13 protein-coding genes are annotated in these 14,926 nt (G+C 40.1%); 9 read left to right on the top strand and 4 right to left on the bottom strand.

The features are described 5' to 3' along the window. Positions 1 to 31: 31 nt before the first annotated feature. On the bottom strand, positions 32 to 655 hold the full coding sequence (locus OQX61_RS08345; protein WP_265841201.1) for a phosphatase PAP2-related protein: 624 nt from the start codon (positions 653 to 655) through the stop codon (positions 32 to 34). Positions 656 to 798: 143 nt separating this feature from the next. Beyond that, positions 799 to 2,001 (bottom strand): DUF763 domain-containing protein, encoded by a 1,203-nt coding sequence (locus tag OQX61_RS08350; protein ID WP_265841202.1) that lies wholly within the window; start codon positions 1,999 to 2,001, stop codon positions 799 to 801. A gap of 185 nt (positions 2,002 to 2,186) precedes the next feature. Between OQX61_RS08350 and OQX61_RS08355 the strand changes: the two genes are divergently transcribed. Beyond that, complete coding sequence (locus tag OQX61_RS08355) at positions 2,187 to 2,423, top strand: hypothetical protein (RefSeq protein WP_265841203.1); 237 nt, start codon at positions 2,187 to 2,189, stop codon at positions 2,421 to 2,423. A 3-nt stretch (positions 2,424 to 2,426) separates the two neighbouring features. Here the strand turns inward: OQX61_RS08355 and OQX61_RS08360 are convergent, their stop codons facing one another. Next, complete coding sequence (locus OQX61_RS08360; RefSeq protein ID WP_265841204.1) at positions 2,427 to 3,227, bottom strand: hypothetical protein; 801 nt, start codon at positions 3,225 to 3,227, stop codon at positions 2,427 to 2,429. A 363-nt stretch (positions 3,228 to 3,590) separates the two neighbouring features. Between OQX61_RS08360 and OQX61_RS08365 the strand changes: the two genes are divergently transcribed. From OQX61_RS08365 to OQX61_RS08400, 8 genes are all read left to right on the top strand, one after another. Beyond that, positions 3,591 to 4,187, top strand: a complete 597-nt coding sequence (locus OQX61_RS08365) for an RNA polymerase sigma-70 factor (protein ID WP_265841205.1) — start codon at positions 3,591 to 3,593, stop codon at positions 4,185 to 4,187. An 88-nt stretch (positions 4,188 to 4,275) separates the two neighbouring features. Continuing rightward, the gene (locus tag OQX61_RS08370) at positions 4,276 to 5,445 is read left to right on the top strand and encodes a FecR family protein (protein ID WP_265841206.1); all 1,170 of its coding nucleotides are present in this window, start codon (positions 4,276 to 4,278) and stop codon (positions 5,443 to 5,445) included. 199 nt (positions 5,446 to 5,644) lie between these two features. After that, positions 5,645 to 8,926: a SusC/RagA family TonB-linked outer membrane protein gene (locus tag OQX61_RS08375; protein WP_265841207.1), complete on the top strand. Its 3,282-nt coding sequence runs from the start codon at positions 5,645 to 5,647 to the stop codon at positions 8,924 to 8,926. Between the two features lie 24 nt (positions 8,927 to 8,950). Beyond that, positions 8,951 to 10,546 carry a SusD/RagB family nutrient-binding outer membrane lipoprotein gene (locus OQX61_RS08380; RefSeq protein ID WP_265841208.1) on the top strand — a complete coding sequence of 532 codons (1,596 nt, stop codon included), beginning with the start codon at positions 8,951 to 8,953 and terminating at the stop codon, positions 10,544 to 10,546. Positions 10,547 to 10,582: 36 nt separating this feature from the next. Further along, on the top strand, positions 10,583 to 11,683 hold the full coding sequence (locus tag OQX61_RS08385) for a DUF1735 and LamG domain-containing protein (protein ID WP_265841209.1): 1,101 nt from the start codon (positions 10,583 to 10,585) through the stop codon (positions 11,681 to 11,683). Positions 11,684 to 11,729: 46 nt separating this feature from the next. Continuing rightward, entirely contained in the window at positions 11,730 to 12,713 is a 984-nt protein-coding gene (locus OQX61_RS08390) for a glycoside hydrolase family 18 (protein ID WP_265841210.1), read from the top strand. A 24-nt stretch (positions 12,714 to 12,737) separates the two neighbouring features. Beyond that, positions 12,738 to 13,739 (top strand): DUF1735 domain-containing protein, encoded by a 1,002-nt coding sequence (locus OQX61_RS08395; RefSeq protein WP_265841211.1) that lies wholly within the window; start codon positions 12,738 to 12,740, stop codon positions 13,737 to 13,739. A 354-nt stretch (positions 13,740 to 14,093) separates the two neighbouring features. Continuing rightward, positions 14,094 to 14,486, top strand: a complete 393-nt coding sequence (locus OQX61_RS08400; RefSeq protein WP_265841212.1) for a hypothetical protein — start codon at positions 14,094 to 14,096, stop codon at positions 14,484 to 14,486. 56 nt (positions 14,487 to 14,542) lie between these two features. On the opposite strand, the gene OQX61_RS08405 is transcribed toward OQX61_RS08400, so the two are convergent. Continuing rightward, on the bottom strand, positions 14,543 to 14,839 hold the full coding sequence (locus OQX61_RS08405) for a hypothetical protein (RefSeq protein ID WP_265841213.1): 297 nt from the start codon (positions 14,837 to 14,839) through the stop codon (positions 14,543 to 14,545). Positions 14,840 to 14,926 lie beyond the last annotated feature (87 nt).

The following is a 14,926-nucleotide window of genomic DNA, read 5'->3' on the forward strand; positions in this document are numbered from 1 at the left end:
CTCAGGAATTGTTTCCGCTCTTTTCTAAGGATTATAGTTTTTCAATTGATTTCCCGAAATACCAGCAGATCCAGCTAAAGAAAGGAGCAGCAATTACATCGGCTGTATAGTGCACATGCTGAACCAACAGCAATGCGCCAATAATTCCGGCAAAAATGAAAGCGATTGCTTTCTCTCTCCTGTTTTCAAGACATAATGCTCCTAAAAAGATGGTTGCAGTATGACCAGAGAAGAAAAGGTCTTTAGTGATCACATTCCCACCATAAAAAAGAACAGAGCAGGGGTCTATTAATTCAATAATATCTTTTGGGGGATGAAGTGGGACAATGGTGATGGTGATGATCCTGGCTGTGCATAGAAATATGTAGGACCAAAGTGCCGTGAGGCAAATGGACGTATTTCTGGACATACGTATGATGAAGAAGATAGCCATCCCATAGAGGATGATAAAAATCCACCAGGATACGTCGACAGCTGGAATTTGTGCCAGTAACCAGTCGTTTAGTATAAATCCTTTCTCCCTGTTTTCTACGAAAGCGAAAAAATGAGGGATAAACAGCAGAATCATTGCAAGAATGGATATTCCCAGGATAAATTTAAGTCGGAACGAGGGGTAATCCCAGGCAATTTGCCAGGAGAATTGTTTAAACTGCATTAATGTCTTCTGAAGGTATATTTTAAACTAAACAAAACAAATAACGGAATTAATCTATTATAAATGAATAGCCAGGTTAAGAAATAGTGGTTATTTCTCTAAAAAAATAAGATGTTTAAACAGATAATCAGTATTTTTTTAGCCTAAAACAGACTGAGTTGTTGTTCTTGAGGTGGTTTAGCATCACGAAAGACCGTTTTTCCGCCATATTTCCAGGAATCTCTCCTTTCTTTTTCAATCAGTGCGTCAAAATTATCATTAGGAATAAAATTCTTTTCCACATTTCGCGCAATGGTACTGAGTTGATGGATGGCTTTTTGCTTATCAGATTGCCCTATTTTAGCCTGTTGAATCGCTTTGCTCAATACCTGGATGGTTTCATCGTATATTTTTACAGGAACGGGAAAGGGGTGCCCGTCTTTTCCGCCATGGGCAAATGAAAAACGTGCAGGGTCTGTAAAGCGGGAAGGTGTTCCATAGATCACCTCGCTAACCAGGGCCAGTGATTGTAAGGTTCTCGGCCCCATACCTTCTAATAACAGGAGTTCCTCAAAGTCTGCCGGTTGTTTTTCCTGTGTTAACCATAGCATTGCGCCCAGGCGTTTCAGATCTACATCTTTGGCTTTTACGTCATGGTGGTTGGGCATAATCAGTTTTTTTGCTTCCCTGATCATGCGGTCGGGATGTTCTGTAGTCATGGCCAGCATGGATTTTTGAGCAGGGGCGGCGGCTTTTGCAACGAGATTCATGATGTCGCCCTGATGGATTCCACAAACACCGGTATGTGGTTCTTCCACAAAAGAATGAAGTGCTGAGGAATGCCAGTGGTACCTTCTTGCCATTCCGCTATCATTCCGCATCCCTTGCTGGACTACCGTCCACAGCCCTTCTTTATTGAGGATGAAATTATGTGCATAAAGCTGAAATCCGTCCTGAATCGCAGTATTGTCCACTTTTGCACTGAGCTTACTGCATCGAACCAGGTGGTTTCCATCTAAGCCTGTCTGACTGGCAATATGCAATAGTTCTACAGGGGTCTGTTTCGATCTTTTTCCTTTCCCACCGCAAACATAAAGGCCCAATTCCTTACTATGTGGATTAATGGCAGCTTTCAATGCGCCCAAAACAGAGGTGGTGATACCGGAAGAGTGCCAATCCATTCCCATTACGGCACCGAGGCTTTGAAACCAAAACGGATCGCTTAAACGGCGCAATACTTCGGCAGTATCGTATTCAGCAATGATGGCCTCCGTAATGGCCAAACCAAGTCGGGTCATCCGTTCTGTCAGCCAGGCGGGTAAATAACCATAATGCAAAGGTAAATCTGCTGTTCCTGAGTATTTCATTACTAACAAATTTAGTAAAAATAACCCGGATTTAAGTGTAATATGAAGGAGGGCTGAAATCGTTTACCGGTAATTTTCCGCTATTCGTCGGTTTTTTCATTGGGTTTGACTGCCAGTACTTTTCTAAAAGCTTTGGAAGCCGCATTTTTAGGGAAGTTTATTCCTAAACCTTAAACCGAAAAGCAATGAATATTATGATTTTTAAAACCTCAGTACAGGATCACAAAGATTTGATTTCAATCAGACCGGTGATGGATACTTTATTCGGAGATAAAAACTGGACCTTCGCTTTTGAAGATGTCGATAAAATTTTAAGGGTAGTAAGTGCGGTTCCGGCTGTTGCTGTCGTGAAGCATATCCTCATGAACAACGGTTTTTTTTGCGAGGAACTTCCTTACTCCCTGGATGATTTTGGCGTTTAAAGCCTATTTTTTAAACTCGCTGATGTCAACAATTCTGTCGTTGTCATTCTTTTTCAAAAAGGAAACGCCTTCTTTGTTTTTCTGAAAGCTGTAGTTGTTCTGAACATAGGTATAAACTACCGCTATTTCTGAAGGCTGATCTGCCGGTAAGGGTAGTGTTGAGCTTTCATCAGCAATGTAATTCACCTGATATAGCGATTTTGGAGCAGCAAAAACGATTGTGTTTCTGTCTGGCGAAAGGAGTAAATATTTGCCGTCAATTCGTTGTTCAGGATCTTGTCTTTTCAGGAAATAAGCTTTTCCTGTCACACCCCTGATAAAGAAATCATTGTTTACCAGGTGACCTGTACGGCCCAACCTACTGATGCCTAAACCAATTTTTTCTCCCGGACCAGGTTTAGTCGGGCGGGTTAAACTCACCACTTCCAGTCCGCCTTCTTCCTTTAATGAGATTATAAATGAAGGGGCAGCCAATTCATTTTCGTCTTCAACCTGAACCAGTAAAGAGGTTTTCTGGCTATTTATAAATTCTGCAAAAGCAAAACGATTAGTTGTTTTTTTAGGGTCTTTTGGGTCTGTTTGTATGCTCACCGTGCTGTCTCTGAATTTTACGGTTAGCGATTCTCCCTGTTCTGGTTTGTTTGATTTGAATATCGTAATGGAATCACTCTTTTTTTCAGAATAATGATTGAAGGATTCGTTTTTTGTTAAAACTCTCGGAATGTAGTTTTTTGTCTTTTCGTCGTCTTTGCTACAACCAATGATCAGGATGATCAGGGAGAGGGCAAGCAGGGATTTTTTCATAATTGAGCGGAAATGAGTTAGGTCTGTTTCCTTGCAAATATAAAAAAGAATGGGAATTAGCTGCTATGCTTTCCCGATAGAATTGAAGCTTCAATAGTGTATTGTTACAGTGTTGACAGGCCTGAAGCCGGAGAAAGGATCGGGCACAGCCCGGTCAGGGCTCCGTCAAGGCCCCGCCAACTAAAGCCAGTATAAAAATACTATTGAGGCTAATCTGCAGTTTGCAGAAATAACATGATACGGATGTTAATGGCTCCCGGACCTGTTTAAAACCTATTGAGCAGATTTGTTCCAGGTAATAGTTTTTTCTATTGGAATTATTGATTAGATAATTAGATTTGGAAATCTAACCACGTTACCTCAATGGCAATAGCACCCCTTTCTCATGAAGCGGAACTAATTTTAAAGATCAGCAAAGGGGACAAACGCGCCTTTACTACCCTTTTTGAGGGATATTATAAATCATTGGCAGCTTATATTTTTAAGCTTACCGAGTCGATGGAAGTTACCGAAGAAATTGTACAGGATGTTTTCATTAAGGTATGGCTTAAACGGGAAACCCTGACCGGGATCAGCAGTTTCAGCAATTATTTGTTCATTCTTTCCAGGAATAAAACTTTAAACCATCTGCGTAAGCAAGCCAGGTATAGTAGCCATTTTCAATCTCTTGAAACGGAACTGGAAACAGATGTGCGTACAGAAGAGGAAAATGACATTTATGAAGACTTCCGTTTACTGATTGATGACGCCATTGAACGGTTACCACCACAGCAAAAGCGAATCTATCAATTGAGCCGGTTTGAAAGGTTAAAATATGAAGAAATTGCGCAGCAACTAAGCCTGAGTGCGGAAACGGTAAAAAAACACATGTATCTGGCCACTAAAGCGATTAAGGAGCATGTGCATAACCATATGGATGAAGTTGTGGTGTCCATACTTTTATGTGGGATCTTTTTTTAAAAAAAAGTTAAAACCCATTACCACCTTTTTTTAGTTAAGGTGTCTTTAGAATAAAGCAGCCTGTTGCGGCTTTAAAAATTCTAACCAGATGTCATATTCAAGATTAAATTATTTGTTCGGCAAATATTTTGATAAAACCGCTACTCCTGAAGAGCGTGCAGAATTTATGCGCCTTGTTGCCCGGTTGAAATCTGATGAGCCTCTGGTTAAACTAATGGAGGCCACCTACACGTCTGATCAGTCGACCCTGGAATTTACCCCGGAAATAAAAGAAAAGATACTTAACAATATATACCAGAGCGCAGATGCTGAAGTGCCTGTTCATCAGCTCCCGAAGTTTAGCACCGGCTGGACGAAGTATGCTGCAGTTTTATTAATAGGCATACTGGGGCTTGGATTATTTTTCTATAAAAAGGATCAGAATAGTTTATTGGCATTGCAAACACAGGATATTGCTCCCGGAGGGAATAAAGCCATTTTGACTTTGGGTAATGGTAAAAAAATCGTGTTGGATACCATCGCAAATGGTGTTCTGGTTAAACAGGGTAATATTTCAATTTCAAAAACAGCAGACGGGCAGCTGGTTTACAATGTGGTGGGGGATGAAAATGAACCAGCTACACTAAACACTATCGAAACACCGAATGGCGGGCAATACCAGGTCAATTTGCCGGATGGAACAAAGGTTTGGCTCAATGCAGGTACACAAATAAAATTTCCAACACGCTTTGTTGGCAAGGAAAGGAATGTTGAACTCATCGGAGAAGCATATTTTGAAGTAGCTAAAAATGCTAAAAAGCCATTTAAAGTTAAAATGAGTAATCACACTGAGGTAGTTGTACTTGGAACACATTTTAACATCAGTGCTTACAAAGAGGAAAATGAAATTAATACCACGCTGCTGGAAGGCGCTGTTATGGTGAAGATAGGGCAGAAGACAGCAGAAATCTTGCCCGGACAACAGGCCGTACTAAACAAGATCGATAAAAATATTAATCTTGTGGATGATGTAAATGTAAATCAGGCGATCGCCTGGAAAAATGGTTTTTTCAGTACTGAAGGTATCAGTTTGCCTGAATTGATGAAACAGGTTGAAAAATGGTATAATATACGTGTGGTATATAAAGATAATGTTCAGGCCGATTTTACGGCCAGATTACCCAGAAATATTAGTTTGGTTGAGCTAATTAGCTTACTTGAACTAACTAAACAGGTCCATTTTAAATTAGATAATAAAACACTGACAATTATGAAATAAAACACAACCTAAACCCATGGCCTGAAATAAAAAACCGATCTGCTGGCCGGCAAATCGGTAAAAGTGTAAGGCTCAATAATTGTTTCCCACGAAGGAAAATTTCTTACCCTAACTAACCAAATCTATGCGATTAAATGCTAAGAACAAAAAAATATTGGATTTTTTTGAAGCAATCAACCGATCAAAAACCTGGATCGTCATGAAAATTACTGTAATATTGTTATTTTCTTTTGTCACGATAGTCTCGGCAAAAAGCTATTCACAAAAGATTAATCTTCAACTAAAAAATGCTAAGATAGAAGCTGTTTTTTCAAGGATTGAAAAAATGAGTGGCTATAGTTTCATCTACGAAAAGAAGACCATAAAAAAAATAGGATTCATCGATGTCTCCCTGCAAAACAGTACTGTGGCAGAGGCGATGAGTACAATTTTAAAAAATCAGCCTCTCGAATTTGTAATCAGGAATAACTTTATTGTGATTTCACCGAAAGAAGATCTGGTAAAACAGTTGTTTTCATCAATAGATACCTATCAGTTCAAAAAAATTACCGGTACCGTCAGGGATACGGCAGGCTTATTAATTCCTGGTGTATCTGTTCTAAACAAACAACGTAATAAGGCGGCCTTAACCGACGCTACAGGTGCTTTTTCAATAGAGGCTGATGCCGGAGATGTGCTCGTTTTTTCTTCTGTAGGATACATAAAGAAGGAACTTAAAGTCGGCTCCCAAACAAAAATCGATGTTGTTCTGATAGAAGAGAAGAATGAACTGGACCAGGTTGTGATTACCGCACTGGGCATAAAAAAATCAGTCAGAGCATTAACTTATAATGTCCAGGAATTAAAAGGGGATGAACTAACCCGGAACAAGGACGCCAATTTTGTAAATGCACTTGCAGGTAAGGTGGCCGGAGTGACGATTAACCCAAGTTCATCAGGTATTGGCGGTGCCAGTAGAGTAGTGATGCGTGGTGTAAAGTCTATTTCAGGAAACAACAATGTATTGTATGTAGTAGATGGTATTCCCATTCCGAATAGTAGCGGAGGTGCAGTAGGAGGCCCTTTTGCAGGTGTAGTAAGTGGAGAAGGTATTTCCAGTATTAATCCTGAAGACATAGAAAGTATTTCGGCACTTACAGGTCCTTCTGCCACTGCATTATATGGTAATCAGGGCGCTAATGGTGTCATCGTGGTAACGACAAAAAAGGGTAGCGTTGGGAAAATAAAAATCAACTTAAGCAATAGCACTGATTTCTTTTCTCCATTTGTGATGCCTCGTTTTCAGAATACATATGGCCAGGCCAACGATGCGCAAATGACCAGCTGGGGCGCGAAATTAGAAACACCCTCCGCTTACAAACCCAAAGATTTCTTTCAGACCGGTTCCAATGTATTCAACTCCATGAGCTTGTCTGGAGGAACAGAAAAGAGCCAGACCTTCTTCTCTGCAGGTATGAACAACGCGAATGGAATTATCCGTAAAAATGAATACAACAGATATAATTTTTATCTGAGACATACCGCTAATTTAACGGATCGGCTTACTCTTGATTTCGGCGTGATGTATGCGAAAACTGATGATCAGAATATGATTGCTCAGGGGCAATACCACAATCCCCTAATCCCGATTTATTTATTTCCGCCGGGTGATGATATCAGAAAGTATCAGGTATATACGCGGTATAATCCCGACCGGAAAATATCAACGCAGTTTTGGCCATTCGGAAACCAGGGATTGAGCATACAAAATCCTTACTGGATTACTGATGCAGAATCCAATGTCAACAAAACAGATCGTTATATGCTGAATGCAACGGCCAAATACAAGGTGTTTGATTGGCTGGATATTGTGGGAAGGGTACGTATTGATAACAGTGACATACAAAGCGAAGTAAAACGTCCTGCCGGAACAGATGGAATATTTGCTTCAGAGTTTGGTTTTTATACAAGTGGTAAGAATCTATTGAAAAACTCTTATATCGATTTAATAGCTTCCATAAACCGGAGCATAACCCCTGATCTGGGCTTTAATGCCAATATCGGAGGCAGTTATCAGGATGACAAAGCAGATGGACTTATGGGGGGTGGAAAGCTGGCAAGGCTCGCTAATTTTTACTCTGTTCAGGAAAATACAGTCAATGTGCCCTCACAGACCTATTTACATAAACAATTGCAATCGGGATTTGCCACCGCAGAGTTTGACTATAAAAAATGGATATTTTTAAATGCTACAGGCCGTTACGAATGGCCTTCACAATTATCAATCGCCAACAAAAAGTCTTACTTCTATCCTTCAGTAGGAATTTCCAGTGTGATCAGCGATGCGTTAAAGATACCGGCTTCGGTACTTTCATTTGCCAAAGTCAGGTTCTCCTATGCTGAAGTAGGTAATCCACCTAATTTAAGTTTCCCTACCTTTTCGCTTGTAGATCCGGGCGCGGACCGACCTGCTCCTTTTCCAGATTTTCAACCTGAACGTACGAAATCTTATGAAGCAGGTTTAGAATTAAAGTTTTTAAAGAATAAACTGAGTTTAAATGCAACTGTCTATAAGTCAAATACTACTAACCAGTTACTTTCACAACCATTAACCGGAAATATCTATTCTGTATTTTATTATAATGCAGGAAATATTCAAAATCAGGGTATCGAAGCCAGTTTAAGTTATAATACCAGTTTAAAAGATTTTAACTGGACAACTTCCGCAATTTTCACGCTTAACCGTAACAAAATAAAACGTCTTTCCGAAGGATATAAAAATCCCCTGACTCAGGAAGTGTTTGGCCGCGATAGTACCAACATGGGTGGCATAGGGGATTTACAAAATCTATTAGCGGTGGGAGGATCAACAGCCGATTTGTATATTTCTCAAGCCTTGCGTGAAGATAATCAGGGGAACCTTTGGGTGAATCCAGGTAATGGTAACATTGAAAAAATAACCATTCCAAGGCGTTTCATTGGTCGTTCTACACCTGATTATACCATTGGATGGAGAAATAATTTTACCTATAAAAGCTTTAGCCTTTCCTTTTTGGTTGATGCCCGGGTAGGAGGGGTTGGGGTTTCTTACACCCAGTCAATAATGGATGCTTACGGCGTATCTCAAAGGTCGGCGGAAGATAGAGATCAAGGCGCTGTGACTATATATGGTAAGCAATATGCCGATGTAGAGAAATTTTACAATTTACTGGGGGCTGCTTCGGGGGCTACAGTAGGAATGAGCGGTTATTATGTGTATAGTGCTACCAATGTAAGATTGAGAGAGGCTGCGTTTGGTTATACCATCCCGGCGAAATTTTTAGGCGGTAAATTAGACCATATAAAAGTTTCAGCAACCGGGCGTAACCTGTTCATGTTTTACAACAAATCGCCCTTCGATCCTGAATCAACATCTTCTACAGGAACTTATGATCAGGGTATTGACTATTTCCGTCAGCCCAGTTACAGAAGTATCGGTTTCAGTGTAACTGCACAGTTTTAGTTTGAACAAAATATTTAAAAGAACATGAAAAGGATACAAATATTATTGTTGTGGCTGGTAGTCATATTATCTGCCTGTACAAAAAAATATGAAGAATTTAATACGAATCCATATCTGTCCACCTTAGCACAACAGGAAGCTGATAATTATGCTTCCGGTAAAAACTTCCCGGCAATGATCAATGCGGTCTTACCAGCGGGAGATGCCGCGGGCAGAACCGATTTTGTTAACAGTTATCAGGTAGGCTATAATTTAGCCGGGGATTCTTTTTCGGGCTATATGGGACAAGCAGGTGACTGGGGTGGGAATTCAAACAACCTTACCTATGCTTTTAACCTGAGCTGGGTGAACGAGCAGTTTACACTGACAGGCAAGTTGATGGCTGCCTGGAAAAACATCAAAGACCTGAGCACAATATCAGGAGACTCTTTGCAGTTTTCAGTAGCACAGATCATTAAGGTAACGGGAATTATAAAGGCTACCGATAGCTATGGACCAATTCCAAGTGGTTCATTAGCTTCAGGATCTTTTACTCCAGCCTACGAAAGTCAGGAAAGCATTTATTATTCGGCTTTAAGCGACTTAATTAAAGCAAGAAATATGTTATTTAAGCTTGGTGCTGGTGCTGGAACGCCTTTAAAATCTTACGATCTGATCTATGCTGGTGATTATTTAAAATGGGCCAGATTTGCAAATTCCTTAATATTAAGACTTGCCATTCGAATTGCTTATGTAGCTCCCGATAAAGCAAAGCTATATGCGGAGGAAGCGCTTACAAACCCTGCTGGTATGATTACCACGGCAGCGGATAATGCCTTACAAGGTCTTAAACCAGGCAACGGCGCACTTAACTATTCCAATCCCTTACGTACACTAACACAGGATTATAAAGAAGCCAGAATGGGGGCTTCTATGCAATCTATTTTAACCGGTTATAACGACCCAAGGATAGCTGTTTGGTTTAAAACAGCGACTTTAACAGCCCATACTTCAGAGTTTTTAGGCATCCGTAGCGGTATTAATGTTACAAGAGCGTCCTATCAACCATTTTCTGAATTAAATGTAACCGATCAGACCCCAATGCCCTGGATGCAGGCTTCTGAGGTGTGTTTTTTAAAGGCTGAAGGCGTGTTACGCGGATGGAATGTTGGAGGAACGGCAAAGGAATGGTATGAAACAGGTATTACTACGGCTTTTTCGGAAGCCGGGGTTGCGATGCCGGCAGGGTACCTTGCAGACAATACGGCTAAGCCTAAAGACTATACTGATTTTGCAAGCGGGGGGAGTTCAAATAGTCGCAGCGCAGCCTCTTCGATTACCATAAAATGGGATGATGCCGCTGTTTTAGATATTAAGCTAGAGCGGATTATTACCCAGAAGTGGTTGGCACTCTATCCAAATGGACAGGAAGCCTGGAGCGAATTCAGAAGAACAGGATTTCCTAAAATTTTTCCGATCAGTTTGAACAGGGGGAATATAGATGTAGTGAAGCAGGTTCGCAGATTACCCTATCCTTTGGCGCAGTATCAGCAAAATGGAGCAGAGGTCAGCAAGGGATTAGCCTTATTAGGTGGCGCTGATAACGGTGGAACACGCTTGTGGTGGGATAAAAAACCGTAGCGAATTGATGTATTTAAAGACAATAATATCATGAATATGAAAAAATATAACATTTTATATCAAATTTTACCTGCTTTGATCCTGGTACTATTTTTCGCCTGTAAGAAAAACAACGTAGAAAATAGGGGCCTCTTTATTACAAATGCAGCTGAATCTGTTCAGGGCTTTGTTTCCGTTGATGATATGGGCGGTTCAATCAGTTTAACTTCAAGTTCTTCGGCAGTAACCCCCGAAAATATTGAGATTTCTTACGTTTCTGATACCAATGTGGTGGCGGACTATAATAAAAAGCACAATACAAAGTACAAACCGCTACCTGAAAGGTTTTATTCATTATCGGCCAATACAGCTGTTATTCCTGCCGGAGCAAGTGTTTCCAATGCGATAAAAATAACCGTTTCTCCTTTGGATGCGACGATAAAAGATGGGGATTTGTATATGATCCCAATTGCGATTAAAGATGCATCATCTGGTATCCCGGTCATAGATGCATCAAAGGTTTTTTACATCGTGATCAATCGGGTACTCATTAATCCGGCATTGGATGCAGGTTCTACCGGAGTAACATTTGCTATACCTGATCCGATCAAAGACTTAACTCAGTTTACCGTAGAAATGAGGGTCAGGGTGACTACAGCCTTTAAGAATAATATGGCTTTGTTTTATGCAGGTTCTTCTGAGATCTATTCGCGTTTTGGTGATGTGGTGATTAAGCCTAACCAATTGCAGGTAAAATATGCGGGTATACAGCCAGCTTCAACGACCGAGTTTTTAACAAACAAATGGTATCATATTGCCTATGTTTTTGATGGTACCGCCAATAGTTTTAAAATTTATGTAAATGGAAAACCAGATGGCACAACATCAGCTCCGGCAAATACTAAGTTCAATCTGGAAACCATGGGTTTTGGGGGTTCTGCACAGGTACAGGAACTGAGGTTCTGGACAAAAGTGCTGACTCAGGCAGAAATAAGCAGTGGAATGTGTGCTGTAAATCCTGGTTCAGGTGGACTGTATGGATATTGGAAGTTCAATGAGGGTAAAGGTACTACCGTTGCCGATGCAACCGGGCATGGACATACCGGAACGATAGGTGGAACTGTGAAATGGGTTACAGGTGTAAGGTGCCCTGATTAATATTTGATATAAGTAGAAAACGTAACATAAAGCAATCGTTATGAATATGAATAAATTATTAATAATTGCCGGCATGCTGGTAATCAGCATATCATTCTTTTCGTGTTCGAAAGAAAATATGCCTGAAAATATACCAATGAAACAGGTGCTTCAAAGATCTGATGATTATTATGCCAATTTAAGGGCCTATAAAAAAACGGATCATCAAGTGTTTTTTGGTTGGTTTGGAGCAACCGGTGGTGAGGGAAACCCCAATGTGCCAGGTGTAATGGATCAGATTCCTGATAGCGTTGATATTGTAAGCTTATGGGGAGGTGCACCTCCGGTGGGTTCATACAATCACAATGTAATGAAAAAAACACAGGAACTTAAAGGAACAAGGTTTGTACTGGTCAGAGGTGCAGATCATGTATCAACAGCTCTTTTGAAAAAATATCCGACTTTACCGATTCTGGTTGCTTTGGATAGCATAGCCAGGGATCTGGATGCTGAGGTGAAGGTATTTGGGGCTGATGGTTTTGACATTGATTATGAACCGCATTTCGGACAAGGGGGGATTTTTACGACTGGTAAGGATGGAATAACTGGTGCCAACCTGACGACGGCTTTGTATAAGTCGTTGTCGAAGTATCTTGGCCCACTTTCAGGTACCGGTAAACTATTGATTATTGATGGTGAAAGTACACCTGAGCTTGCTCCTTATATTGATTATCTCGTACAACAGGCTTATGCGGCTACCTCTCCGACAAATCTTCAAAACAGATTTGTTCAATATGGCTTCGGAACGCTTCCAATCAGGAAGTTTATTGTAGCAGAAAATTTTGAGAGTTATTGGGAAAAAGGAGGAGTAAACTTTACTGATCCTGTACGTGGCGTAATACCTTCCCTATTAGGAATGGCTTACTGGCAACCTACACAAGGACGTAAAGGTGGTACGGGTGTTTATCTTGCCCAATATGAATATCCACTCAATCCCGACTTTAAATTTACCCGACAGGCCATTCAAATTATGAATCCTGCTGTTCGTTAATCCATTGACATAAAATATTAAAATATGAAAGCAAGATATAAGTTCTGGTATGCAACCATTTTCAGCATACTAATTTTAAATGCCTGCAAAAAAGATGGAGATATGAATTCTAAAGAGCTTTCGGTTTTTATCAAAACTGCCGGGGGAGATGTTCATGTAGCTAATCTGGCATTTAGACGAACGCCTTTAGCTGTATCCGGAGATTCTATCGCTAAATTCCCTGCTTATTTAACCAGGGAAATAAACAGCGATGTGCTGGTAAATATAAGTATTGATGAAAGTCTGGTCAGTAATTATAACAGTGCAAATAAGACAAACTATATATTGTTGCCTGCCGCCAATTATAAAATTGTGGGCAGTGCGCAGCTTACCATTCCCGCAGGTAGTGTGATATCAACAGATTCATTAAGAATCCAGCTGTTGGACAGGTTACAGTTAAATAATGACAATGGCTATCTTCTGCCACTTTCAATAAGCGAGATTTCAGGTAAGGACAAAGGTGCAAAATCCAGTGATAACTACAGAACGGTTTATGTGGTTGTAAAAAGTACCTATACTAATATTAGTGATGCGCAACTACCATTAACCGGAACATTTATTCCCAGAACAGGATGGGTGCCGAGCGTAGGCAGTACTACTGCCGGATCCTTAGGGCCTGCCATGTTGGATGGAATTAATACCACAGCCTGGAGGTCAAGCAGTACTTCTTCTTTTGCAGCTAAATGGCTGACTATAGATATGGGCGCTGCTCAGCAGATTAAAGGTTTTGTAATGGTACCCAATTATGTAGCGACAACGGAAAATGCAACAGCAATAACTGTTTCGACCAGTACAGACAATGTAACCTGGACAGTACAAGGTGCCTGGAAGGGTACAGGACCTGCTGCAACATCATCAGTTATAAATCCGGATTTGAAGAACATCAATTTTATTGTTCCGGTACAGGCCAGGTATTTTAGGTTTGACGTTACTGCTTCGAATAATGCCAGTAGAGTGGGTATTGCTGAATTAAATGTAGTTCAGTAGAAGAATACTCTTAGTTCACAGTATAACCTATACAGCTGCTGTAAGAGTATTTTAAAGGGTCTTTAAAGGGTGGGAAAACCCTTTGAAGGCCCTTTGCTTTAGGGGCCATAACACTATGGGTTAAGGCTTAAAAGATATATGGTAGTCCGGGAATTACTCAGGAGCTTATTTTTTATTCTGATTCTGGTGTTCAATATGCCTGAAATGAATTCCGATGGTTACTGGAAAAATACCCATTGATCATCAGGAGCATGAGTAGGAAAGGCAATTGAGATCTACTTTATTGTTGCAATTCCACTTATTTTGATTATCATGAAAAAATATTTAAATGTTTTCTTAGCTAAAATCTTTATAATGAAAAAAGTACCCGCCTTCCTGTTTGCTGTTTTAGTTTGTCAGCAATTGATTGCACAAGTGAAAATTACCCATTTACATCAAAGAGCTGTATCCGTGTTTGATAGTGTTATGGTGGTACAAACGGGATTCGACTGTTTACAGTATAAGAACAAACTTTTAAGTGATGCTTATAAGTATAATAATTATCATGGTGGACCAGTTTTTATGGCATCTGTAGTCACCGAAAAAGTACCTGCAGTTACTGTCAACGGAGAATTTCTAATGCATATGAACCCGGTAGATATTTTTAAGTATAAGCGTTTAATATCCTATAAATATTATCCTAAAGGGAAGTCGCCTCTGGTTGCAGGCGTTACAGATCTGGGACTACTTGCCTTTATTGCGGAATAGTTGCTGCGGACTTATTGCAGCTGCTGAACTGTGATATGGAGTTTTTTGATTATCCATTATTTCAAATGAGGTGTTCCTTTTAAATAGGTTTCTAAATCTCCAACACTGGCATTGGCGGTTGATCTGAATTTATCAAAATCATAAACCATCAACACACCAAAATCATCGTATTGTTCAATGAATGATGATACATCGATCTTTTCATTTAATGCAGTAAACATGGTTACCACATGTTCATAGATTGGCTTAGGTGTAATCAGTAGGTTGGTTAGTTTATTATCTGTAACAGTTGATGTTTTACCAATCAGGTGTTTGTAATCCTCAACTAATTGTTGAGCTTCGTTATACGTCATAGTACTGAATTTAAAATAAAAGGTTTAGTTATCCATCTGACAGAATTATAAACTGCTTATCAGATGCTTGTCTGTAAACAACTGATT

The organism is Pedobacter sp. PLR (genome assembly GCF_026239675.1).
GTDB lineage: Bacteria > Bacteroidota > Bacteroidia > Sphingobacteriales > Sphingobacteriaceae > Pedobacter.

Bases quoted from the DNA above. Each gene is read 5' to 3' on its own strand.
- OQX61_RS08405 (WP_265841213.1), bottom strand. From the start codon at position 14,839: ATGACGTATAACGAAGCTCAACAATTAGTTGAGGATTACAAACACCTG.
- OQX61_RS08365 (WP_265841205.1), top strand. From the start codon at position 3,591: ATGGCAATAGCACCCCTTTCTCATGAAGCGGAACTAATTTTAAAGATC.
- OQX61_RS08345 (WP_265841201.1), bottom strand. From the start codon at position 655: ATGCAGTTTAAACAATTCTCCTGGCAAATTGCCTGGGATTACCCCTCG.
- OQX61_RS08360 (WP_265841204.1), bottom strand. From the start codon at position 3,227: ATGAAAAAATCCCTGCTTGCCCTCTCCCTGATCATCCTGATCATTGGT.
- OQX61_RS08400 (WP_265841212.1), top strand. From the start codon at position 14,094: ATGAAAAAAGTACCCGCCTTCCTGTTTGCTGTTTTAGTTTGTCAGCAA.
- OQX61_RS08375 (WP_265841207.1), top strand. From the start codon at position 5,645: ATGAAAATTACTGTAATATTGTTATTTTCTTTTGTCACGATAGTCTCG.
- OQX61_RS08370 (WP_265841206.1), top strand. From the start codon at position 4,276: ATGTCATATTCAAGATTAAATTATTTGTTCGGCAAATATTTTGATAAA.
- OQX61_RS08380 (WP_265841208.1), top strand. From the start codon at position 8,951: ATGAAAAGGATACAAATATTATTGTTGTGGCTGGTAGTCATATTATCT.
- OQX61_RS08355 (WP_265841203.1), top strand. From the start codon at position 2,187: ATGAATATTATGATTTTTAAAACCTCAGTACAGGATCACAAAGATTTG.
- OQX61_RS08390 (WP_265841210.1), top strand. From the start codon at position 11,730: ATGAATAAATTATTAATAATTGCCGGCATGCTGGTAATCAGCATATCA.
- OQX61_RS08395 (WP_265841211.1), top strand. From the start codon at position 12,738: ATGAAAGCAAGATATAAGTTCTGGTATGCAACCATTTTCAGCATACTA.
- OQX61_RS08385 (WP_265841209.1), top strand. From the start codon at position 10,583: ATGAAAAAATATAACATTTTATATCAAATTTTACCTGCTTTGATCCTG.
- OQX61_RS08350 (WP_265841202.1), bottom strand. From the start codon at position 2,001: ATGAAATACTCAGGAACAGCAGATTTACCTTTGCATTATGGTTATTTA.